The following is a 21,851-nucleotide window of genomic DNA, read 5'->3' as shown; positions in this document are numbered from 1 at the left end:
CACCGACCGCTGGCCGGCACCCCACACCCGGGGTACCGGCCAGCGGCGTTTTCGGCTGGGCGGGTGGGGGTTGTGCGCGAAGCGTCGTCGTCGGGCGTCCGCGAGAGGTGATTACCCTGGCCTGGTCGCGGTTGTTCGGAGATCTTGGACAATTTCCGTTACCGCGTAACGGAAATTGTCCAAGATCTCCGACCGGCGGCGGGTGGGGCCCGCGTGATGGCACCGAGTGATTCGGTCGGCCGTTGGGTGTGTATACCAGCCGGCGCGGTGAAGCGAAGCGGCCACGACATGGCAGCAGGCAGTGACACCGGCAGGCAGCGGCACCGACCCCAGCGACACCGGCAGCCAGCCGGGTGGTGATCCGAGGGCATCCGGTCGGGTGCGGGCTCGGTCGCGGTACGCGCGGAGCGCTGAAACGGGGGTGGCCGCGGGTGCGGTGCTCGGCGCACCCGCGATGGGGACCGCTCTGCCGAGCGGATCTACCTCGACCTGGTGACGGGCGCGAACAGGGTGACCGTGTCGTCCAGCTCTCGGTGAGCCTTGACCAGGAAGCACTGCGGCGGCTCGTGGGCGTGAGCGTACAGTCGGGCGGTGGAGCGTACCGAGTCAATGCTGGCGCAGACCCGGCCACCTGGCGTGGCCGACGTGGATCCCGGCAGTGTGCTGTTGCCCGGCCACGACGTGCCGTTGGGTCGGTACACCACGGTGCGGCGGCTGTTGCCGCAGCGGGTCCGCCGGATGGTCGGCGCCTGGTGTTTCGTGGACCATTTCGGCCCGAACGATGTGGCGCAGCGGCCCGGCATGGAGGTGCCGCCGCACCCGCACACCGGCCTGCAGACGGTGACGTGGCTGCTCGACGGTGAGATCCTGCACCGTGACAGCCTCGGCAACGTCCAGCCGATCCGGCCCGGTCAACTGAACGTGATGACCTCGGGGAACGGCATCGCCCACTCCGAGCGGTCGCCGGTGGTCCACCCGCCGGTGATGCACGGCGTGCAACTCTGGGTGGCACTGCCTGATCCGGCGCGGGCCGGGGCGGCCGACTTCGCGCACCACGCCGACCTGCCGCGCTGGCGCGACGGCGATCTGGACCTCACCCTGCTGGTCGGCGAGTTCGCCGGGCGGCGGTCACCGGCGGTGGTGCACACCCCGCTGGTCGGTGTGCAGGTGGAGCTGAGCGGCGAGGCGCCGACGACGCTGGCGCTGCGGCCCGACTTCGAGTACGCCCTGCTGGCGATGTCCGGCGCCGCCGAGGCCGCCGAGGTGGGGTTCGAGCCGGGGGAACTGCTCTACCTGGGCTCGGGTCGCCGTGAGCTGACCGTGCGCGGTGGGGCCGGGGCCCGGTTGCTGCTGCTGGGCGGTACGCCGTTCGAGGAGCCGCTGGTGATGTGGTGGAACTTCGTCGGCCGATCGCACGAGGAGATCGCCGCCGCCAGGGAGGACTGGATGGCCGGGGACGGACGTTTCGGCGTGGTCGCCGACGATTCGGCGCCCCCGCTGCCGGCGCCCGCCCTGCCGACCACCCGCCTCAAGGCTCGCGACCGCACCGGGGGCCTGCACGGCTGACGCCGCGTGCGGGCCGCGCGGGGCGGACGCGTGCCGGGTGTGACCGACTGTCGCGCGGGTAGTCGCGGGCATGCCGACCACTCTGATCACACCCGTAGCGGACCGGAAGCGTCTGGCGCGCCGCCTCGCCGGCAGCGGACGGGGCTTCGCCGAGCAGTACGGCTTCCGGGTGACCAACAACCCCGCGAGCCTGTTCCAGGTGCTCTACCTGGCGGTGCTGCTGGCCCGTCGGGGTGACTTCCGCCGGGCGTTGGACGGAACGCGGGCGTTGCGCGACGAGGGTTGGGACAGCGCCGCCCGGCTGGCCCGTTCACTGCACGAGGACCGGGTCCGGGTGCTGCGCGCCAGTGGTCAGCGCGGCGACGTGGACGCGCTGGCCGACGTGTTGGGTGACCTGGCCCGCACGGTGGTCGAGCGGTACCGGGGCGATCTGCGCCGCTTGCGGGCGGTGGCGCGGCACGACCCGGTCCGGGAGCGCGCGCTCCTTGCCGAGCTTCCGGGCGTGGACGGTCAGGTCGTCGAGTTGTTCTTCCGCGAGGCGCAGGCGCTGTGGCGGGAGGTGGCCCCGGTCGCCGACCGCCGGGCGTTGGCCGCGGCCCGTCGGCTCGGGTTGGGTCGGTCGGCGGACGACCTGGCCGGCCTCGCCAGTGGCGAGTCGGAGCAGTTGGCCTGGCTGGTGGGGGCGCTGGCCCGGGTCGATTTGGAGCACCGGTACGCGGAAGTGACAGGTCGACAGTGACGTGCCCTGGCCCACACTTCGCCAAAATCTGACCAAACGGAGGATGTTCTGTCGTATGGTTGGACCCGGCAGTGCTGACCGCTCGGTTCGAGCGGGCATCCACCGCCTGGTGACCGCGACCGGTTCGGCCGCGGCTCACCGCCTGGACAGGCGTACGTGGCGCCCTGGGTCGCGGTTCGTGACCAGGGGCGCCCGCCTGTCCCGGCCCTTCGTTCCGCTCCCGCCCCGTGCCACCCTCCGGGGCCACCGCGACCACTCAGCGGGCCAGACCGGCCAACAGGTTCACGGTCACGGCGATGATGAAGGCGCCGAACAGGTACGACACCATCGAGTGCCGGAGCACGGTGCGACGCATCTCGTTGCTTGTCAGGTTGGTGTCGGAGACCTGGAACGTCGTCCCGATGGTGAACGCGACGTACGCGAAGTCGGAGTAGCGCGGCGGCTCGGGTTGGTTGAAGTTCACCCCGCCGTCGGGGCCCGTGTAGTAGATCCGGGCATACCGGGCGGCGAACACGGTGTGCACCACGAACCAGGAGAGCACCACGCTGAGCACGCCGAGGGCGCCGTGCGCCTCCCGGCCCAGCCCGGGTGGCGAGCTCTGGGCGCTGGCCACCACCAGTCCCACGGCCAGCAGGCTGGCCAGGCAGGCGACGAGCAGCAGCGCGTCGCGAATCGCCCGGTTCGGGTCCTCGTGTACGGCCAGCTGGGCGGTCCGCTCGGCGTCCATCGGCCAGAGCTTGTGCCAGACCAGCGCGAGCCAGCTCAGCGCGCCCACGTCCCAGCCGGCGAGCGCGGCGAGCGGTAGTGGCAGCAGCAGCGCGAAGAGGCAGCCGGCGAGGACGCCGACCACTGCCACCACGGCGAGCTGCATGGCGGCGGCCGGGAAGCGCGTGTCCGGCGCGCGCGCTGACGGTCGGGACGCTGGGCCGGTGGGGCTCACCGGCGACGCCCCGGTGTCGGAGCCGTGGCCGCCACCGCCGGGTCAGATGCCGCGCAGATGCTGCGAGACCCGGTTGTGCGTCTTGTCCCGGGCCTGCTCGGCGCGCTGCGCGGGACCCACCTCGGGCGCGGCCTCGATGCCTGCCGACCGGGCCACTTCGGTGCCGTTGGCGTAGTCCACCGGCGGCAGGGCCCGCAACGCCTTCAGCACGTCCGGCGGGGCGCCCTCCCGTTCGGCCTCGCGGACCACGTCGTCCTTTTCGGCCGGGTAGTCCAGGCTCGACAGGTACTGCAGGACGTCGGCGTAGCTCGCCATGGCGTGGGCTCCCTCGGGGCATCGATGTGGTCACGACCGGCGGCGGTTACCCGCCCGCCGGCCGGTCACGCCCGCCCGAGGGAGGAATCCCGGCGCCGTTTCCACAGCGCCGCCGCGGGTACCCGCAGGCGCCGACGCGAGCCCAAAGGAGTACGCGATGAACTACGACACCTTCATCGATCAGGTTTCCCAACGCACCGCGACGTCCTCGGAGCGGGCGGTCGAGGTGACCACTGCCGTTCTGGAGACGTTCGCCGAGCGGCTGACCGGCGGTGAGGTCCTGGACCTGGCCGCCCAGCTGCCGCAGCCGCTGCAACTGGTGCTCAAGCCGAGCCCGAGCACCGAGCAGGCGGACCGGTTCGGGGCGGCGGAGTTCGTCGCCCGGGTGGCGTTGCGTGCCGGAGTGCAGGAGCCGGCCGCCCGGGACGCCGCGCGGGCGGTCTTCACCACCTTGCGGGAGGCGATCACCGGTGGTGAGTTCGATGATGTCGTCACTCAGCTGCCGCGTGACTATCGGGGCCTGGTGGAGCAGGCGATGGCTCCGGGGGCGACGCTGCGCCGTGGCTGACCGCCGACGCTGGCACGGGTCGTTCCCGGTGCGCACAGCGGTTGATCAGGGCAACCATTGATGTCCCGCTTGGCGTGGGGATTCAGCCTGGCCTAACCTTGTCGTGCGAGGGGAGTACTTCCCACGAACCATTCCGGTCAGTACGGCGCGCCCGGCGTGCCTCGGGTGGTTGCCCATCAGGTGATGGGTGAAGGAGACCTCGAACATGACGGTGTTCGAGGAGACCCCAATGAGCGAAGTGTCGTACCTGTCCGCCGCCAGCGACCTGTCGTCGGTGGGCACGCCCACGCTGTGGGCGGTGACCATCATCGGCGTGCTCCTGCTGTTGGTGTTGGACTTCCTGGTCACGCGCCGCCCGCACGAGGTGTCCATGCGGGAGGCCATCGGCTGGTCGGCGTTCTACATCGCCCTGCCGTTGGCGTTCGGCGGCTGGCTCTGGTCCCGCTACGGCTCTCAGCAGGGCGTGGAATACCTGACCGGTTACCTGGTGGAGAAGTCGCTCTCGGTCGACAACCTCTTCGTCTTCATGCTGCTGCTGGCCGCGTTCGCGGTGCCGGCCGTGCTCGCCCAGCGGGTGCTGCTCTACGGCATCGCCGGCGCGCTGGTGCTGCGGGCCGTCTTCATCGCTCTCGGCGCGGCGGCCCTGCAGACCCTCGACTTCGCCTTCCTGCTCTTCGCGATCATCCTCATCGCCACGGCGGTGAAGCTGCTGCGCGACGCCATGTCCGGGCATCAGCAGGAAGTCGACATCAACAAGATGCGGTCGGTGCGGCTGCTGCGCAAGGTCATGCCGGTGGTCGACGAGTACCACGGCACCAGGATGACCGTCCGGCAGGGCGCGAAGCGGGCACTCACCCCGTTCGCCCTGGTGGTGGTCGCGGTGCTGGCCACCGACATCGTCTTCGCTGTCGACTCGGTGCCGGCGGTCTACGGCATCACCGAGGACCCGTACCTGGTCTTCGCCACCAACGCGTTCGCCCTGCTCGGTCTGCGGGCGCTCTACTTCGTCCTGCACGCGGCGCTGAGCCGGCTCGTGCACCTCAGCTACGGCCTGGCCGTCATCCTGGCGTTCATCGGCCTGAAGCTGGGTCTGCACTGGGCGCACGGCATCTGGGACAGCGTGCCACAGATCCCCACCCTGGCCTCGCTCGGCGTGATCATCGGTGTGCTGGTGGTGGTCACCCTGACCAGCCTGCGCGCCACCCGCGGCGGCGACGTGCCCGAGGACCGCCAGGTCGTCACGGAGCGGCACTGACCGCGCCGCGCCGGGGCGACCGGGAGGTACGTCGGAAAGCTCCCGGCCGGGCTGGCGCGGGTGGTACGACTGTGCAATGGGAATCGTGTCACCGGGCTTTCAGGGTCGGCCCCGAACGCAGGAGCCGGCCCTGCCGCCCGGCCAGTATCTGACCGAGGACTATCCGGTGCTCTCGGCCGGTCCGACGCCCCGGGTGTCCCTGGACACCTGGGAGTTCGTCATCTCCGCCGAGAACGGCAACGAACACCGGTGGTCGTGGCAGGAGTTGATGGCCCTGCCGCAGGAAACACCGATGGTGGACATCCACTGCGTCACCCGCTGGTCCAAGCTCGGCACCACCTGGCAGGGCGTCTCGCTGGACACGCTGCTGGAGGGCGTCGACACTGGCGCACACTTCGCGCTCACGCACTCCTACGGCGGGTACACCACCAACCTGCCGCTGGACGACCTGCGCGGCGGCCGGGCCTGGGTGGTGCACACCTTCGACGGTGCTCCGCTACCCGCCGAACACGGCGGCCCCGCGCGAATGCTGGTGCCGCACCTGTACTTCTGGAAGTCCGCCAAGTGGGTGCGCGGCATCCGGCTCAAGACGATGGACGAGCCGGGCTTCTGGGAGACCGCCGGTTACCACGACTACGGCGACCCGTGGCGCGAACAGCGGTACCAGGGTGACTGAGCGCGCCGTGGCGACGGGCAACCCGCCCCGGACGGCCAACCGGTGGCAGGTCGGCCGGCTGGTCGAGCGCCGGGTGGAGACACCGAGCGCGCAGACCCTGGTGCTGGAGGTGCCGGACTGGCCGGGGCACCTGTCGGGGCAGCACGTCGACCTGCGACTGACCGCCCCGGACGGCTACCAGGCCGCCCGGTCGTACTCGATCGCCGGGCCCGTCGTGGACGGCCCGGGCGGACCGCGCATCGAGGTGACCGTCCAGCGGGTGCACGACGGCGAGGTGTCCCCGTACCTCATCGATGTCTTTGCCCACGGCGACCCGGTGGAGGTCCGCGGGCCGCTCGGTGGCTGGTTCATCTGGCGACCCGAGGAGACCGCGCCGGTGCAGCTGGTCGCCGGTGGTTCCGGCATCGTGCCGCTGATGGCGATGATCCGGGCCCGGCGGGCGACCGGCAGCAAGGCCCCGTTCCGGCTGATCTACTCGGTGCGCACCCCGGGCGACGTGATCTACGCCGACGAGTTGCGCCGCCGGGTTCGTGACGACTTCGGCCTGGACATCGCGTACGTCTACACCCGTGCGGCACCCGAGGGCTGGCGCGGCGAGCCGCACCGGATCGGGCTGGCCGACGTCAACACGCACGGCTGGCCGCCGGACCTGGAACCGCTCACCTACGTGTGCGGTCCGACCGCGTTCGTGGAGACCGTGGCCGACCTGCTGGTGGGGCTGGGTCATCCGTCGCGGCGGGTCAAGACCGAACGCTTCGGCCCCACCGGCTGACCGCCCGCCCGCTCCCGTACCGCCGAGGAGATCCGATGACCGAGATGTCGTACCTGGACGGCAACATGCTCGACGGTCCGATGCGTGAGCTGTTCACCGTCGACCTGAGCACCGCGATGGGCCGCTGCGAAAACTGCGGGACGACCGGCTCGATGGCCAGCCTGCACGTCTACTCGCACGCCCCGGGCCTCGTCGCCCGCTGCCCCTCCTGCGAGGCGGTGATGCTGCGACTGGTCCGCGGACCGGACCGGGCCTGGCTGGACCTGCGCGGCACCACGTTCCTCCAGGTGCCGATGCCGATGGAACAGACGTTCCCCGGCCCGCTCTGACGGATTGGCCTGGCCATATCAGGGGCCGGCGACGGTCCTGATCGCGCGTATCGCCTCGGCGACTCCACCGGACCACGGCGGGCCGTGGCCCGGCAGTACCCACGATGCCTGAACGCCTTCGAGGCGGTGCAGCGACGCCAGCGCCTGGTGGGGATCGTCGGTGAAGGGTGCGGGTTGCGGGCCCCGCTGCCCGGTCAGCACATGCCGGGTGGTCAAGGCGTCGCCGACGAAGACGGCGTCGGCGATCGGCACGTGGATGGCGATGCTGCCCGGTGAGTGACCGGGGACGCTGATGACGCGTGGCGCGCCGGGCAGGTTGAGCACCTGGCCGTCGTGCACGGCGACGACCTCGCTGAGGTGAGTGGTGCGAAGTCCCCCCTTGCGCATCGCATACCAGAAGAAGCCAGCCGTCGCGCCGAGCTTCAGGTGCCCCCAAGAATTGTCGGTTTTGACCTCGCCGCGCGCGCGGGCGGCGTCCGCCTCGTGCACATGGACCGGTACCCCGTGGTCGCGCCGGAGCCGTTCGGCGAACCCGAGGTGATCACTGTCGCCGTGGGTGAGGATGACACCCCGAATGTCTTCCACCGAGCGGGCCATCTCCGACAGCTCGGCCCGCAGCTCGCGCCAGTGTCCGGTCATGCCCGCGTCAATGACGGTCACGCCCTTGTCGGTGTCGACGAGATAGGCGGCCACGATGTCGTTGCCGATGCGGCGCAGGTGCGGGGCGAGCCTCATCACGGCACCGGTACCGGGATTGCTATCGTCTGCATGATGGCTAGGCTACATAGCCATGATGGCTATGGTCAATAGCCATGGAATGACGCGCGCGAACGGGAGGGAAGTGGCATGCCGACCCCTGATCGAACCTCCCTCGAAGCCATCGTTCACGCCGGACAAGACATCCTGGAGTCAGCGGGCCTCTCCGGCCTGACCATGCAGGCTGTCGCCGACCGGGTCGGCGTACGCGCACCGTCGCTCTACAAGCGTGTGCACAACCGTGAAGACCTGGTACGCCTCATTACCGAGGCCACCATCCGCGACCTCGGTGAACGACTTGCCACGATTGGTGCTGGCACCGATCCGCGTCGCGACCTGGCCGAGTTGGCCCGGGCCTACCGCGCGTTCGCGCGCGCCCGGCCGAAGGGCTACCAGCTGATCTTCGCGCCGGGACCCGGCCTGGCCGGGACCAGCACCGAAGCCCTCACCCACGCCGTCGAGCCGGTGTTGCGGGTAGCCGGGAACCTCGCCGGCGAACACCACGCCCTGGACGCCGCGCGCACGCTCACCGCGTGGGCGAACGGGTTCATCAGCATGGAGTTGGCCGGCGCCTTCAAGCTGGGCGGTGACATCGACCAGGCGTACGAGTTCGGCATCGCCCGTCTCGCCGACGCGCTGGCCCGATGAGCACCGGTCGATGGCGCGGTACGCCGCTCGCGGTCCGCCTGGTCGTGTCCGTCGCCGTGCTGGTCTTCGCGTACGGCACCGTGGTGCACGTGGCCCAGTTGCTCGTACCGGAGTTCCGGCCGCAGCTCGCCCTGCCGGGGTGGCTCACTGTCTGTTTCATGTCTTTGACGCTGTGGGATCCCCTGGCCGCGCTGCTCCTGGCGGCTCGCCGGGTGGAAGGGCTGGCGCTGGGCTGCGCGGTGCTGGTGACGGACGCGGCCGCCAACTGGTACGCCAACTACGTGCTGGACCCGGCGGTCGGCGTCACCGCGGGCCGGATCGGGCAGGCGGCCATCACCGCCCTCGCCGTCGCCCTCGTCGCACTCACTCCGTGGCTGACGCGCTGGTACGTCTCACCTGGCCACCCGGATCGCCCGTGATCCACTCGGTTTCACAGACCTCGGGGTGTCCAGACGTCCTGGTCAGCCCCACATCAATGAAACCGAGTGGATCATGTGCTCGCCGGCACCGGCGCCGGCCGACGTCTCGTCGCCGGCCGGCACCGCACTGTCGGGGCGCAGCGGTCCGATCAGACCTGGTTCGCGCCACCGTCGACGAAGATCTCGCCGCCGGTCATGAAGCTGCTCTGGTCGGAGGCCAGGAACAGCACGGCGTTCGCGATCTCCTCCGGCTGGCCCATCCGGCCCAACGGCACCGTGGTGACGAGCATCTGCACCAGCGCCGGGGCTTCCTCCGGGCTGGCGGCCAGCCCGGTGATACCCGGAGTGTCGGTCGGACCCGGGACGAGGGTGTTGACCCGGATCCGGCGGCCGGTCAGCTCGGCGGCCCAGGTGCGTCCGAACGAGCGGATGGCAGCCTTGGAGGCGGCGTAGACCCCGAACGCGGGGGTGCCCTTCGTCGCCGCGGTCGAGCCGGTCAGGATGACCGACGCGCCGTCGTTGAGCACCGGCAGGGCCTTCTGGACGGTGAACAGGGTGCCGCGCACGTTGGTGTCGAAGGCGTCCGAGTAGTGCTCGACGGTGATGGCGCCCAGGGCGGCGAACTCACCTCCGCCGGCGTTGGCGAACAGCACGTCCAGTCCGTTGCCGTGGGCCGTGATCGCGTCGAAGACGCGGTCGAGGTCGTCGAGGTCGCTGACGTCGCTGCGGATCCCCGTGGCATTCGGGCCGATGGCCTGGACGGCCTCGTCCAGCTGCTGCTGGCGGCGGCCGGTGACGAAGACGTGCGCGCCTTCGGCCGCGAAGCGGCGGGCCGCGGCCAGGCCGATGCCGGTGGTGCCACCGGTGACCAGGGCGGTTTTGCCATTGAGCTGTGCCATGAGTCGTACTCCTTGGGGTGGGTGGTTGGGCACGACGGTCAGTCGGTGCCCGGTGTGCGAGGGCTGAAGCGGGACAGCAACGTGGCGAGTTCCCGCCACTGCTGCCGTGGCAGATCGGCGCCGTCGCCGGCGTCGGGCCGCAGGACGTGCACTGTGACGTGGTCGGCGCCCGCGTCCAGGTGGGCCTGGATGCGGTCGGCGACGTCGTCGAGGTCTCCCCAGGCGACGAGGGCGTCGATGAGCCGGTCGCTGCCGCCCGGGATCAGGTCCTCCGCGCCGAAGCCGAGGCGGCTCAGGTTGGCGCGGTAGGCGGGGAAACCGATGAACATCCCGATGCCGGCGCGGGCGGCCGTCCGCGCCCGCGTGGGGTCGCGGTCCAGGACGACCGCGAGGTGCGGGGCGATGAGTGGCGCGTCGCCCACGCGCGCCCGTTGTGCCGCCGAATACTCGGGAGTCACGAGGAACGGGTGCCAACCGGAGGTACGCGTGCTGGCCAGATCGACCATCTTCGGACCCAGCGCACCGAGGAGGCGCCGGTCGGCCGGAACCGGTTGGGGTGCGGCGTCGAGGTCGTCGAGGAAGCGCCGCATCGAGACGGTCGGCTTGCCGTAGTCCTGGCCGGCGTTGGCGGCGGAGTGGGCGTTGCTGACGCCGAGGCCCAGGACGGCGCGCGGGCCGTACGCCGCCTCCAGCGCGGACCAGCGGCTCCCCACCGCGGCCGGGTCCTGACCCCACATCGACAGCACGCCCAGGGCGACGGTGGCGTGCGGCGCGGCGGCCAGCAGGTGCTCGACGTCGTCCAGTGCCCCCGGGCCGTCGAGACCGGGGATCCAGAGCGCCGGAAAGCCCAGCTGATCCAGCTCGGCGGCGGCCTCGCTGACCTCGGTCCGGGCTGCCCCGCGCAGCTCCATGCTCCAGATCCCGACCGGGCCGAGCGTGCGCTTCACGTGGTCCATGGCGACTCCCTCCACACATCTGTACCGCTCGGTATGAAAAGAACCTAGCAGGGTCCACCGCCATTCCCCAAACTTTTGTACCGATCGGTTTTGGTGGGCGGTAGAGTGGGTGCCGTAAGGAGGACCTGAGGAAATGACCCAGACCGGACGACCGCGTGCTTTCGACACCGACGAGGCCCTGGATCGGGCGATGGAGGTGTTCTGGCGGCACGGCTACGAGGGCGCCTCGCTGACCGCGCTCACCGGTGCCATGGGCATCAACAAGCCCAGCCTCTACGCGGCGTTCGGCAACAAGGAGGGCCTGTTCCGCACGGTGGTGGCCCGGTACGCGGATGTCGAGATGGCCTACGCGCGCGACGCGCTGGACCAGCCCACCGCCCGGGACGTGGCCGCGGTGCTGCTCCGGGAGAACGTGGTGGCGCTGACCCGACCCGACCGTCCCGCCGGCTGCCTCTCGATCCAGGGTGGCACCGCCTGCGGCACCGACAACGCGGCCATCGCCGACTTCCTGGCGGCCAGCCGGCTGACGGGCGAGAACGCCCTGGCCGCCCGCTTCGCCCGCGCCGTCGAGGAGGGTGACCTCCCACCGGAGGTCGACCCCACCGCCCTGGCCCGCTTCCTCAGCGTCGTCACCGAGGGCCACGCCATCCACGCGGCGGCCGGAGCGCGGCGCGGCCAACTGGAACAGTCGGCCGCGATCGCCCTGCTCGCCTTCACCGCCGCGGCCTATCCCGTCCGCTGAGCGCGCGGTCAGCAGCGGCTTGCCGCCGCACCGGAAACTCGGGTGCGGGTGACTCGGCTCACCCCTAGGCTTCCGCTCCAACGGCCGGTGCGGCGTCCGGTCGCAGGGGAGATGGGCGATGTGATGACTGCACACCTGTTCGCGATCAGCTTCGACGCGCGCGAGCCGCTGCGACTCGCGCAGTTCTGGTCCGGGCTCCTCGGTCGGGAGATCGTCGACGATCCATCCGACGGCGTCCTGCTGCTGCCCACCGGCGACCCCGACTTCCGGATCCGCTTCGCCCCGCACCAGCAGCCCAAGGTCGTCCAGAACCGGATGCACTTCGACCTGACGAGCAGCTCGCTGGAGGACCAGCAGCAGTCGGTGGCCAGGGCGCTGGATCTCGGCGGACGACACATCGACATCGGCCAGGACCCGGCGGACGATCACGTGGTGCTCGCCGACCCCGAGGGCAACGAGTTCGACGTGATCGGGCCGGGCAACAACTTCCTCGCCAACACCGGGCCGATCGGCGCGCTCGCCTGCGACGGGTCGCCGAAGGTCGGCTACTTCTGGAGCGCGGCGCTGGGGTGGCCGCTGGTCTGGGACCAGGACGAGGAGACCGCGATCCAGTCACCGCACGGCGGTACGAAGATCTCCTGGGGTGGTCCGCCGTACATGTCGAACGGGGGCCGGGACCGGGTCCGACTCGACGTCGCTGCGGGCGTCGGCGTCGACCGGCAGGCGGAGATCGACCGTCTGCTGTCGCTCGGCGCGACTGTCGTCGACGCCGATCCCCGCGATTCCGTCGGGCGGGTGTTGATGGCGGACCCGGACGGCGGTGAGTTCTGGCTCCGGACGCCCCGCTAGCGCGGCCGGGCCCGCCAGCGCGGTCCCCGAGCCAGGCCGACGGCGTGCGGACGGCGCGGACGGCGCAGGTCAGTCGAAGACCGAGACGCGGGTGCGGTGGTGCCGAGGGGATTCGATCTCGTCGATCACGGCGACCGCGAGATCGGCGTAGGACAGGGTGGTCGATCCGGACCGGGGTACGGCGTCCCCGCCGACCTGGTACCGGCCCAGTCGTGGGGCCGCCGCGTCCAGCATCGACGGTGGGGTGAACATCAGCCAGTCAACCGGAGTGTCCGCCGTACGGAGCCGGTCCAGGCCGGCGGTGTGCGACAGGGCGAATGGGCGCAGCTGGCTCGGGAACGACGTGGGGTCGTCCAGGATCAGGCGGCCGTGCTCGTCCTGAAGGTTGGCGAAGAGTCCGATGAGGACGAGGCGCCGCACTCCTGCCTCGGTCAGTCCGTGCAGGAGCGCGTCGACGGCGTTGACGAAGAACTGGTCGTCGAGCCGGCCGAGGGCGGCCAGGGCTTCGGGTCCGGACGCGGGGCTGACCGCGCTGACCACGGCATCGTGACCGCGGGAGATCGTGGACGTCGAGCGCAGGTCCGTGACGTCGCCGCGGACCACCGAGACGCCGTCCGCGGCGATGTCCTCGATCGTGCCCGGATTCCGAACGACGGCGGTGACCCGATATCCACGGGCGCGCGCCTCGGCGGTGATGGCCCGTCCCGCTCTGCCGCCGGCTCCGAAGATGGCAATGCTGCTCATGGGTTCGTCCCCCGTCTGGTTGTCGCTGTGGACCCGAGGAACGGTATCTACGAGATACTGGTTACTACAAAGAAACTGGGATGGATTGGGGCGTATCGTGACGGATCTGGATCCCGAGATGTTCGATCCGATGTGCCCCTCCAGTGCCATGCCGTTCCAGATCGGTGACAAGTGGACCGGGATGGTCGTGCTCTGTCTGCAAGGCGGTCGGCGTCGCTTCACCGAGATCCGGGTGCCACTTCGTGGCGTCACACCCAAGGTGCTGACGCAGACCCTGCGGGCGATGGAACGCGACGGGCTGGTGGTGCGCACCGCGTACCCGGAAAATCCGCCCCGCGTCGAGTACGAACTCACCGACCTGGGGCGCACGCTGTTGACGCTGATCGAGGCGGCGCGCACCTGGAGCAAGGATCATCTCCCCGCCCTGCTCAGGGCTCGGGAGGCGGGGACAAAAGCGGCACCGGTCGGTCAGGATGATCGGCCGTGAGATACCTGCGTCCGCACTGTCGGGTTGCACCGGTTGGAGGCGAACATCCAACCGGGTAACGAGCCGTCCCGCCGGGTCGCCCGCAAGCTCGGTTTCCGGCTGGAGGGCTTCTCCCGGGACTACCTGTTCATCGACGGCGCCTGGCGCGACCACGAGCGCTGGGCGATCACCGCGCCGAGCGGGTGCGCACGGCTGCCGGACGACGGCGAAGCCGCGTCACATGATTGACAGTAATAGCCTATAAAAACTGCAGAACGGTCATAAGCAGTGACGGCGGTCAACGGATACGATCGGGTTCGATTACCCTCGGCTAGGTGATGGTCAGCCCCGGCAATGAGCCCTGGCCGGTCCGGGTCCGTGCCCAGCACGGAGAGGTTCTGGGCGCCGGGATGGCGCTGGATGACCGCCACGTCCTGACCTGCGCCCACGTCGTCGGGGCGGCCGGCGAGACGGATCTCCCCAGCGCCGGCGCCGAGCCGACGTGGACGGTCCTGGTCGACCTGGTCGGCCAACCGGGCAGCCGGACGGTCCCGGCCCGGGTCGTGCCCGGCTGCTGGTGGCCACCCACAAGCGACGGGCGGGACGACATCGCCCTGCTCGAGCTGGCAGAACCCGCGCCGCGGGGCCCGTTCGCGCCGCTGCGCCGCATGCGGGGCACCTGGGACCGCCGCGTCATCATGTACGGATTCCCGGAAACCCTGGAACACGGCGTCTACGTCGAGGCCCGGCTCACCGGCCGGTCCGGGGCGGGACGCGAGCGCGTCCAGATGCTCTCGGCGACCACGGGACCCCAGGTCAGCCCCGGCTTCAGCGGCTCGGCGGTGGTCGACGCGCAGACCGGGCACGTCGTCGGGATGGTGGTCAGCACGTACCGCGATGGCGGCCGCAACCAGGACGTGGCCGGCGGCCTCGACGCGGGCAGCGGCCTGTCGTGGATGATTCCGGTCGAGACGATCCTGGGCCGCCTTCCGCGGCTCCGCGCCCAGGTGCCCGGCGAATCCGCTGTCGACCCGAGCTTCCGGTCAGCCGAGGACACTCCGGCGAACCAGCGGGTCCTCCGCCAACTCGCGGGCTTCTTCGGCCGCCTCTCGTCGGACAACGTGCTGGTCATCGTCATCGACCACAGTGATTCGGACGTCGCGGCGGCGGTGCGGCAGGCCGCCGTGCTCTCCAGTCGGGAGCTGCGGCCATCGATCGACCCGGAGACGATCCCGGACGCTCCGCCCATCGGCAGCATCGACCTCGCGGTGGACGCGACGGACCGGAGCACGAAGGACGTGTCCCGGCGGATCGCCGACTGGGCCGGCGAAGCGAGCGCCGCGAGCGCGGCACCGGGCCACGACCGGGCCGCCGACACGACGCCGCGCTCGATCATCATCAACAACATCGACGAGGCCGCCGAGCCCGAGACTCTGCTGTCCGAGGTGGTGCTTCCACTTGTCGGCGAGGCGCCCACCCGGGACCTGCGAATGCTGCTGACGTTCCGCGGTGAGTCGATCCCGCTGCGCACCACGCTGCTGGCGAGTCGCGTCGCCAGCCTCCAGGCCACCGAGGAGTCCACTCGCCGGGCCTACCGCAGAGCAGCCGCCGTGGTCGCCGACGTGCCCCGACTCCAGCCCCGGGCGACCGAGCTGCGCATCCAGCTGACCAAGCTGCGGGCCGCTGCCGCCACCACCGACGGCGACACGCTGGCCGCCCTGCTCGCCTCGACCGAGCGGGCCACCGACCGGGCGCTGGGTGACGCCGAGTCGGTCCGGCGGGAGATCGTGGCCCGGGAGGATCTGTGGTCCGAGCTGCACGGCCGGTTGGGCGCCTATCGCGCGATGGCCGTGCAGCACCGGCTCGCCGAGGACCCCACGCTCGGCACGTCCTACCGCCGCGCGTACGACCTGCTGCTGACCGCGCCGTGCGATCTGGTGACCGCCGAGGCGGCGGTACGCCAGTACACCGAGGCGGTCTCCCACCGAGTTGACGACCGGCGCGGAGAGGACGGGTCGTGACCACACCCTGCGACTGGCCAGGCTGCGCCGGCACCGTCGACGAGACCGGGTTCTGTGACCTCTGCGGCCTGGCGCCACTCGCCACCGGCAGCGCCAAGCCGGCCACCACCCCGTCCCGGACGACCGCTCGGGACATCTGGACGGTGGCCAGCCTCGTTTCCCTACCGGTGCTGACCTTCTCGCCCGACGGCACGAGCACGCCACCGTTGCGGGTGCCCGAAGAGTTCCGCTTCTGCCCCAAAGGGCACCCGGTCGGTCGGAGCCGGGGCGGTCGACCGGGTCGGGACAAGGGCTTCTGCCCCTACTGCCCGACCCCGACACCGTTCAACTTCCTTCCCGGCCTGCAACCCCAAGACCTGGTCGCCGACCGGTACGAGGTGGTCCGCTGCGTGGCCCGTGGCGGCCAGGGCTGGGTCTACCTCGCCCACGACACCCACAACGAGCACGTCGACGTCGCGCTGAAGGGTGTGCTGCACGCCGCCGACGAGGCGTCCCTCAAGGTCGCGCTCGAGGAGCGACAGTTCCTCAACGCGCTGGACCACCCGAACATCGTCCGGAGCATCGACTTCGCCACCCACGACGACCCGGTGGCCGGCCCCACCGGTTACATCGTGATGGACTACCTCGACGGCATGTCGCTGCGCAGGTTGCAGGTCGCCGCGAAGGACCCCCGACAGCCCGATGTCTCGCTGCCGATCGACCACATTCTCGCCTACGGTCACGAGATCCTCGCCGCGCTCGACTACCTGCACGGGCGCGGGCTGCTCTACACCGACATGAAGCCCGACAACGTGATGCGCACCGCGGATCGGATCAAGGTGATCGACCTGGGCGGGGTCCGCTGGGCCGACAGCGGGTTCGAGGGGATCGTCCACTCCGCCGACTTCTCGGTCAGCAAGACGGAGTACCAGACCCGGGGGCCGACCGAACGTTCCGACCTGTTCGCCCTCGGTCGCACGCTGGAGGAGTTGTACCGGTCCCGCACGCCGGGCCCGGACACGCCCGGCGCAGCCCCGGACGCCCTCGGCATCGAGTCGTTCAACCGGCTCGTCGCCCGGGCGGTCCGCCCGGACTGGGACCGACGGTTCGCCTCCGCCGCCGAGATGTCCGAGCAGCTCCTCGGGGTGTTGCGGGAGATCCTGGCGGGCCTGCCGGACCGGCGTCAACCCGAGCCGATCTCGCTCTTCCAACCCTCCGCGCAGCTGCTGGACGCGGGCCTGGGTCTGGCCCTGCCACTGGTTACCTGGATCGGCGCAGGCCACGGCACGCTCCTTGACGACGGCCGGCCCGCCGCCGTCGACGTGGCCCTCGGCCTGCCGGTGCCCCGACCCGACCCGGACGACCCGGCCGTCAGCGTGCTGCGCACCGTCGACGCGTCGGACGCCCAGGATCTGCTGGGTGAGCTGTCGATGGTCGAGCAGACGTCGGTCGAGGTCGAGCTGAGCAGGTGCCGCGCGCACCTCGCGCTGGCCGATCCCGACTCGGCCGCCGCCGCGCTGGCCAGCGCCGAGACGTTGACCGGAACCCGAGCCGACGTCGACTGGCGGATCGCCTGGCACCGCGGGCTACTCGCGCTCGCCGCTGACCGGATGGACGAGGCGGGGCAGCAGTTCGACGCGGTCTACAGCGACATCCCGGGAGAGGTCGCCCCGAAGCTCGCGCTCGGCTACTGCGCCGAGCGAGCCGGCGACCACGTGGCGGCGGCCCGCTACTACGCGGCCGTCTGGCTGCGCGACCCGTTCCAGGCCAGCGCCGCGTTCGGGCTGGCCCGGCTCCGCCTGGCGGCCACCGACCGCGCCGGGGCGGTCGCCGTCCTCGACGAGGTTCCCGAGCTCTCCCGGCACCACGACGCCGCGCGGGTCGCCGCGGTGCGGGTGCTGTCGTCCCGGTTGCCCGGCGGCCCACCCACCGCCGGTCAGCTCAACCAGGCCGTCCACCGGCTGGCCGCGCTGAACATCGACGGCGAGTCGCGGGACCGGCTGACCACGGCGATCCGGGAGATGGCGCTCGACCTGACCCGTGCCGGCGACGCCGCCGACCTGGCTGGCGGCCCGGTGCTGGGTGAGCCGCCGACCGAACGCGCCATCCGGATGTTGCTGGAGAGGTCCTATCGGTCGCTGGGCCAGCAGGCGCACCACGCCGACCTGCCCGACCTGGTGGCGGCGCGCCCGGGTCGCTTTCGGCTGGCTGGTCGCACCGGCGACACGGCCCGCCGCACCGCCCACGACGTGCTCGTCGACCGGGCGAACGCCGTCCGACCCCGCACCCGATGGTGACCGACCCGACCCGACCCGGAACGGAGCGTGAACCGGTGGATACCGCGATGCGGTTCGACCTGGAAGTCAACCAGAACAAATTCCTGCCCGTGGGCGGCCGGGACATGCACGCGGTCCTGTCGGTGACCGGACCGGAAACGGCGGCTGAGGACGACACGCCAGCCCGATCGGATCCGTCCCGGCTGGTCGAGGTGCTGGTGATCGACTGCTCGGGATCGATGGCCGACCCACCGACCAAGATGGCCGCCGCGCAGCAGGCCGCCGCCGCGGCCATCACCGTGTTGCCGGACGGTGTCCGGTTCGCGGTGATCCAGGGGACCCACGAGGCCACTGTGGTCTACCCGGCGACCCGGACGCTCGCGACCGCCTCACCGGCCACCCGGAAAGAGGCAGGTGCCGCGGTCGCACGTCTCAGCGCCAGCGGCGGGACGGCGATGGGCAGTTGGCTCGCGGCCGCCCGGGACCTGCTCCCGTCCACCTCGCCGACGATCAATCACGTGCTGCTGCTCACCGACGGCATCAACGAGCACGAGACCGAGGAGGAGTTGGCGCGCGTCCTGCGCAGCTGCGCCGGTCGGTTCGTCTGCGACCCGCGCGGCATCGGCGAGGGTTGGCACCCCGTGGACCTGCTCCGGATCGCCGCCGCGCTGCACGGCACCGCCGAGGCGGTACGGCGGCCCGGCGACCTGGCCGCCAGCTTCCGGGAGTCCGTTCTCGCCGCACTGACCAAGCTCCTGCCGGACGTCCGGATCCGGCTGCGGACCATGCCGTACGCGCAGCTGGTCTTCTTCAAACAGACCAGTCCCGCCATTCAGGACCTCACCGGGTACGCCGACGCGGTCGACGAGCGGACAGGGGAGTTCGCCACCGGCTCGTGGGGTGCGGAGCGCCGGGATTTCCACCTCTGCCTGCGGGTCGAGGCGCCCGACGACATCCTGGAACAGGACCGGTTGGCCGCCCGCGTCGACCTGGTGGTCGACGGGGAGGTGCGGGCCGCCGCCGCGACCGTCCTCGTGAACTGGACTGTCGACATGGCCAAGTCGGCCCGAATCGACCTCAGTGTCTCCCAGGTGACCGGGCAGGAGGACGTCCGGCAGGCCATCAACGCCGGCTGCGACGCGTACGACCGGGGTGACCGGGTCGAGGCACACGCGCAGTGGGCCCGAGCGGTGGCGCTGGCCTCCGAGGCACGGGACGAGGCGGCCCTGGAGCAACTGGGGCATCTGGTGGACATCGAGCCCGGCGGAATCGTCCGGCTCAGGGAAAATCTCAGCCAGACCGACCTCAAGGTCAGCATCGTCGGCTCGGTGCGCAATCCGACGCACCCACCCGCGCCACGGGGGCCGGCGGTCGCGGAGAAGATCTGCGGCGTCTGTCTGGAAAGTTCGCCGGCCGGCTCGGAGATCTGCGAGAACTGTGGCAACCCGTTCACTGACGAGCCGAGGGCGAGAGTGCGGGCATGACGGCGGACGCGCGTACGCCGCCGTGGGTCAGCAGCACCCGGCAAACCCTCGTGCGCCTGCGCGGGTGGCTGCTCGGGGTCACCGTGGTCGCCCTGGCGACCAGTCTGGCGGTCGTACTCGGTGTCGCCGGCAACGCCGACGTCGCCGCGGAGCGCTCGGTGCCGGCGATCCTCGCCAGTTACGACGCGCAGGACGCGCTGCGCAACGCGCACCTCGCGGCGGTGGACAGTCTCGGCGACGGTGGTGTCGTCCTCGGCGTCGGCGGCCCCGGGGTGGAGTTCCAGCGGCAGATCGCCGCCGCCGGCCAGTACCTCACCCTGTTGGCGGAGAACAACGCGGCCGGCGACGACGGCACCCGGGACATCCAGACGATCGAGGCGCTGCTTGTCACGTACACCGGGCTGATCGGCCAGGCCGACGCGCGCTTCCGGGACGCCGAGCTGAGGGCGCTCGGGGTGGCGGTGCTCCGGGACGCGGCGAGCCTGTTGAACGACATCCTGGCCCGGATCATGGAGCTTCGCGGCAAGCAACTGCTCGCCCTGGAGGACCAGACGCACAACCGCTGGACGAACGAGCTGACCGCGGCGCTCTGGTTGCTGCCGCTTGTCGCGCTCGGTGTGCTGTTGGTGCGGACACAGGTGTATCTGACCCGCCGCTTTCGCCGGGCGGTGAACGTCCCCCTCCTGCTGGCCACTGTCGCGGCGGTGGGGATGGCGGCTCTCACCGCGCTGAGTTCCTGGTCGGCGCACCGGCTGGACGAGACCCGAGCGGACGTCGTTGTGGTGCACGACAGCAGACAGTGGCAGATCAGCGACGTGAGCTTCCGGGCCGCCGACGGCCTCGCGGCCGAGGTGCAGGCAGAGTGTCGGATCGGCTGCGAGGACACCATCCGGGAGTTGCGCAGCAAGGCCCCGTCGCCGTCGCCGTCCCCGTCCGCATCGTCGTCCCTGTCGTCGACGGCGCCGCCGGATGCCGCGGCCGACGCCGCCATCACCGCCGATGCCCGCGACGCGGCCGACAGCCGCTCGGTCGAGCTTGCCCTGCCGGTGCTCGCGCTCGGCATCGCGGTGCTGGTGCTGGCGGGCTTCCGTCCCCGCCTGGCGGAATATGGAGAGCGGTCGACATGAGGCAGTCTGGACGGACGACCCGGACGGCGCTGGCGATGGTCACGGTGCTGCTCGCTGGTGTCGCGCTGAGCGGATGCGACGCCGAGCCGGCTCAGGAGGTGACGATCCTCGGCTCCTGGACCGGGGACGAACAGACGGAGTTCGAGGGGGTCCTGAAGGAGTTCGAAAAGACACACCACATCAAGACCCGCTACGAGGGGCACCGGGATGTCAGCCAGGTGCTCCAGGTGGGTATCGAGCGAGGTCGACCGCCCGACGTCGCGGTCCTACCGCGCGTCAACGATCTGCAACGGTACGTCAACGCCGGCCGGCTGGTGCCGCTGAGCGACGTGCTCGGGGCCGATGCGACGCCACAATTGGTCGAGCTTGCCCGCAGGATCGAGCCGGACGGCAGACCGGACGGCGGCCGGGTCGCCTACGGGGTCGCGGTGGCCACCAACCTCAAGAGCGTGGTCTGGTACAACCGGGCCGAGTTGACCAGGTTCGGGCCGCAGCCGCCGCGGACCTGGGAGGAGATGCTGGCGCAGACCCGGCGCACGATCGATGGTCAGCAGGTGCGGTGGTGCCTCGCCATGAGCTCCCCGCCAGTCTCCGGTTGGCCGGGCACCGACTGGGTCGAGGACATCCTGTTGCACCGGTCCGGCCGGGAGGTCTACGAGCGGTGGACCCGCGGCGACCTTTCCTGGACGTCGGAGGAGTTCAGAGGCGCCTGGACGACCTGGCACGACCTGCTGGCCGCCTCGTCGCCGGGCACGGACCGGGCCAGCCTCTACACCACCTTCGAGATGGCGGCGAAGGGCCTGTTTCCGGGGGAGGCGCGGGCGGACGGGCAGCCGACGGAGTCGTCCGCCGCGAGGGGGTGTCACCTGGACCACCAGGGTTCCTTCGCGATCCGTGAGTACTGGAAACAGCTCGCCAAGCTGCCCGGCCCGGACCAGGGTGCCCCGCCGCCGTTCAGTTTCTTTCCGACACCGCCGCCGGCCGACCAGCCGACCACCTCGTCGCTCCAGGAGGTCTCCGACGACGTCGCGGCCATGTTCCGGGACACCGGGCCGGCCCGGCAACTGATGAACTACCTCGCCGGGGAGCCGGCCCAGAAGGCCCGGCGTGAGCAGGCCGCCGAGGTGGCCTTCAGCCGGCGGGCGACACCACCGGAGGAGTACCAGAACCCGGTCCCGAGGGCTGTCGCGCAACGACTGCGCACCGGCACTCTGTGCTGGGACGGGTCGGCCCCGACGCGCTCAGCGGTATCGCGGCGCGGAGACGTTCCCGCCCGCGATACTGGCCCGAGCGGGAGGTGGGCGGTGAACTCGGCGAACAGCGCG

Annotated in this window: 23 protein-coding genes and 1 pseudogene; 18 read left to right on the top strand and 6 right to left on the bottom strand. The window is 71.2% G+C overall.

Going from position 1 to position 21,851, the window contains the following annotated elements; all coding sequences use genetic code 11:
• The first annotated feature begins 591 nt into the window (after positions 1–591).
• Positions 592–1,566: a pirin family protein gene (locus tag ABZU25_RS33350; RefSeq protein ID WP_355033339.1), complete on the top strand. Its 975-nt coding sequence runs from the start codon at positions 592–594 to the stop codon at positions 1,564–1,566.
• Positions 1,567–1,636: 70 nt separating this feature from the next.
• Complete coding sequence (locus ABZU25_RS33345; protein ID WP_355033338.1) at positions 1,637–2,305, top strand: hypothetical protein; 669 nt, start codon at positions 1,637–1,639, stop codon at positions 2,303–2,305.
• Between the two features lie 256 nt (positions 2,306–2,561).
• Here the strand turns inward: ABZU25_RS33345 and ABZU25_RS33340 are convergent, their stop codons facing one another.
• Entirely contained in the window at positions 2,562–3,245 is a 684-nt protein-coding gene (locus ABZU25_RS33340) for a DUF1345 domain-containing protein (protein ID WP_355033337.1), read from the bottom strand.
• Between the two features lie 42 nt (positions 3,246–3,287).
• Complete coding sequence (locus ABZU25_RS33335; protein ID WP_328654669.1) at positions 3,288–3,560, bottom strand: DUF2795 domain-containing protein; 273 nt, start codon at positions 3,558–3,560, stop codon at positions 3,288–3,290.
• A 157-nt stretch (positions 3,561–3,717) separates the two neighbouring features.
• Between ABZU25_RS33335 and ABZU25_RS33330 the strand changes: the two genes are divergently transcribed.
• The 5 genes from ABZU25_RS33330 to ABZU25_RS33310 all read left to right on the top strand — a co-directional run bounded on the left by ABZU25_RS33330 (position 3,718) and on the right by ABZU25_RS33310 (position 7,160).
• Complete coding sequence (locus ABZU25_RS33330) at positions 3,718–4,128, top strand: DUF2267 domain-containing protein (protein ID WP_355033336.1); 411 nt, start codon at positions 3,718–3,720, stop codon at positions 4,126–4,128.
• Between the two features lie 229 nt (positions 4,129–4,357).
• Positions 4,358–5,383, top strand: a complete 1,026-nt coding sequence (locus ABZU25_RS33325) for a TerC/Alx family metal homeostasis membrane protein (RefSeq protein WP_355033335.1) — start codon at positions 4,358–4,360, stop codon at positions 5,381–5,383.
• A 76-nt stretch (positions 5,384–5,459) separates the two neighbouring features.
• A complete protein-coding gene (locus ABZU25_RS33320; RefSeq protein WP_355033334.1) occupies positions 5,460–6,059 on the top strand; it encodes a sulfite oxidase-like oxidoreductase in 600 nt (199 codons plus the stop codon).
• A gap of 7 nt (positions 6,060–6,066) precedes the next feature.
• Positions 6,067–6,831: a ferredoxin reductase gene (locus tag ABZU25_RS33315; RefSeq protein ID WP_355033341.1), complete on the top strand. Its 765-nt coding sequence runs from the start codon at positions 6,067–6,069 to the stop codon at positions 6,829–6,831.
• Between the two features lie 35 nt (positions 6,832–6,866).
• Positions 6,867–7,160, top strand: a complete 294-nt coding sequence (locus ABZU25_RS33310; protein ID WP_355033333.1) for a DUF6510 family protein — start codon at positions 6,867–6,869, stop codon at positions 7,158–7,160.
• Positions 7,161–7,178: 18 nt separating this feature from the next.
• On the opposite strand, the gene ABZU25_RS33305 is transcribed toward ABZU25_RS33310, so the two are convergent.
• A complete protein-coding gene (locus ABZU25_RS33305; RefSeq protein ID WP_355033332.1) occupies positions 7,179–7,853 on the bottom strand; it encodes an MBL fold metallo-hydrolase in 675 nt (224 codons plus the stop codon).
• Positions 7,854–8,006: 153 nt separating this feature from the next.
• Between ABZU25_RS33305 and ABZU25_RS33300 the strand changes: the two genes are divergently transcribed.
• Both ABZU25_RS33300 and ABZU25_RS33295 read left to right on the top strand, forming a co-directional pair.
• Positions 8,007–8,564 carry a TetR/AcrR family transcriptional regulator gene (locus ABZU25_RS33300; RefSeq protein ID WP_355033331.1) on the top strand — a complete coding sequence of 186 codons (558 nt, stop codon included), beginning with the start codon at positions 8,007–8,009 and terminating at the stop codon, positions 8,562–8,564.
• Complete coding sequence (locus ABZU25_RS33295) at positions 8,561–8,983, top strand: hypothetical protein (protein ID WP_355033330.1); 423 nt, start codon at positions 8,561–8,563, stop codon at positions 8,981–8,983. The genes ABZU25_RS33300 and ABZU25_RS33295 overlap by 4 nt, the downstream gene beginning before the upstream one ends.
• 149 nt (positions 8,984–9,132) lie before the next feature.
• On the opposite strand, the gene ABZU25_RS33290 is transcribed toward ABZU25_RS33295, so the two are convergent.
• Together ABZU25_RS33290 and ABZU25_RS33285 are read right to left on the bottom strand one after the other, a co-directional pair.
• Positions 9,133–9,882, bottom strand: a complete 750-nt coding sequence (locus tag ABZU25_RS33290) for an SDR family oxidoreductase (RefSeq protein ID WP_355033329.1) — start codon at positions 9,880–9,882, stop codon at positions 9,133–9,135.
• 38 nt (positions 9,883–9,920) lie between these two features.
• The gene (locus tag ABZU25_RS33285) at positions 9,921–10,838 is read right to left on the bottom strand and encodes a TIGR03620 family F420-dependent LLM class oxidoreductase (protein ID WP_355033328.1); all 918 of its coding nucleotides are present in this window, start codon (positions 10,836–10,838) and stop codon (positions 9,921–9,923) included.
• 133 nt (positions 10,839–10,971) lie between these two features.
• Between ABZU25_RS33285 and ABZU25_RS33280 the strand changes: the two genes are divergently transcribed.
• Both ABZU25_RS33280 and ABZU25_RS33275 read left to right on the top strand, forming a co-directional pair.
• On the top strand, positions 10,972–11,580 hold the full coding sequence (locus tag ABZU25_RS33280) for a TetR/AcrR family transcriptional regulator (protein WP_355033327.1): 609 nt from the start codon (positions 10,972–10,974) through the stop codon (positions 11,578–11,580).
• A 123-nt stretch (positions 11,581–11,703) separates the two neighbouring features.
• A complete protein-coding gene (locus ABZU25_RS33275) occupies positions 11,704–12,429 on the top strand; it encodes a VOC family protein (protein WP_355033326.1) in 726 nt (241 codons plus the stop codon).
• 69 nt (positions 12,430–12,498) lie between these two features.
• Here the strand turns inward: ABZU25_RS33275 and ABZU25_RS33270 are convergent, their stop codons facing one another.
• Positions 12,499–13,173, bottom strand: coding sequence for an NAD(P)H-binding protein (locus tag ABZU25_RS33270; RefSeq protein ID WP_355033325.1), 675 nt, complete (start codon positions 13,171–13,173; stop codon positions 12,499–12,501).
• Here ABZU25_RS33270 and ABZU25_RS33265 point away from each other — a divergent pair.
• The 7 genes and pseudogenes from ABZU25_RS33265 to ABZU25_RS33235 all read left to right on the top strand — a co-directional run.
• Positions 13,157–13,660 (top strand): helix-turn-helix domain-containing protein, encoded by a 504-nt coding sequence (locus ABZU25_RS33265; RefSeq protein ID WP_355033324.1) that lies wholly within the window; start codon positions 13,157–13,159, stop codon positions 13,658–13,660. The two genes, ABZU25_RS33270 and ABZU25_RS33265, sit on opposite strands and share 17 nt — an antisense overlap.
• Positions 13,661–13,681: 21 nt before the next feature.
• Positions 13,682–13,888, top strand: a pseudogene (locus tag ABZU25_RS33260) (GNAT family protein); the annotation flags it as partial.
• 89 nt (positions 13,889–13,977) lie between these two features.
• Positions 13,978–15,660 (top strand): serine protease, encoded by a 1,683-nt coding sequence (locus tag ABZU25_RS33255; RefSeq protein WP_355033340.1) that lies wholly within the window; start codon positions 13,978–13,980, stop codon positions 15,658–15,660.
• On the top strand, positions 15,657–17,936 hold the full coding sequence (locus tag ABZU25_RS33250) for a tetratricopeptide repeat protein (protein ID WP_355033323.1): 2,280 nt from the start codon (positions 15,657–15,659) through the stop codon (positions 17,934–17,936). The genes ABZU25_RS33255 and ABZU25_RS33250 overlap by 4 nt, the downstream gene beginning before the upstream one ends.
• 35 nt (positions 17,937–17,971) lie before the next feature.
• Positions 17,972–19,399 (top strand): vWA domain-containing protein, encoded by a 1,428-nt coding sequence (locus tag ABZU25_RS33245; RefSeq protein ID WP_355033322.1) that lies wholly within the window; start codon positions 17,972–17,974, stop codon positions 19,397–19,399.
• The gene (locus tag ABZU25_RS33240; RefSeq protein ID WP_355033321.1) at positions 19,396–20,526 is read left to right on the top strand and encodes a hypothetical protein; all 1,131 of its coding nucleotides are present in this window, start codon (positions 19,396–19,398) and stop codon (positions 20,524–20,526) included. Before ABZU25_RS33245 ends, ABZU25_RS33240 begins: the two co-directional genes overlap by 4 nt.
• Positions 20,523–21,851 (top strand): ABC transporter substrate-binding protein (locus ABZU25_RS33235; RefSeq protein ID WP_355033320.1); only part of this gene is annotated, 1,329 nt, incomplete at its 3' end. The genes ABZU25_RS33240 and ABZU25_RS33235, both read left to right, overlap by 4 nt.

The organism is Micromonospora sp. NPDC005215 (assembly GCF_040607915.1).
Lineage (GTDB): Bacteria > Actinomycetota > Actinomycetes > Mycobacteriales > Micromonosporaceae > Micromonospora.
The sequence above is the reverse complement of the archived record's forward strand: the minus strand, read 5'-3'. Positions and strand labels throughout refer to the sequence as shown.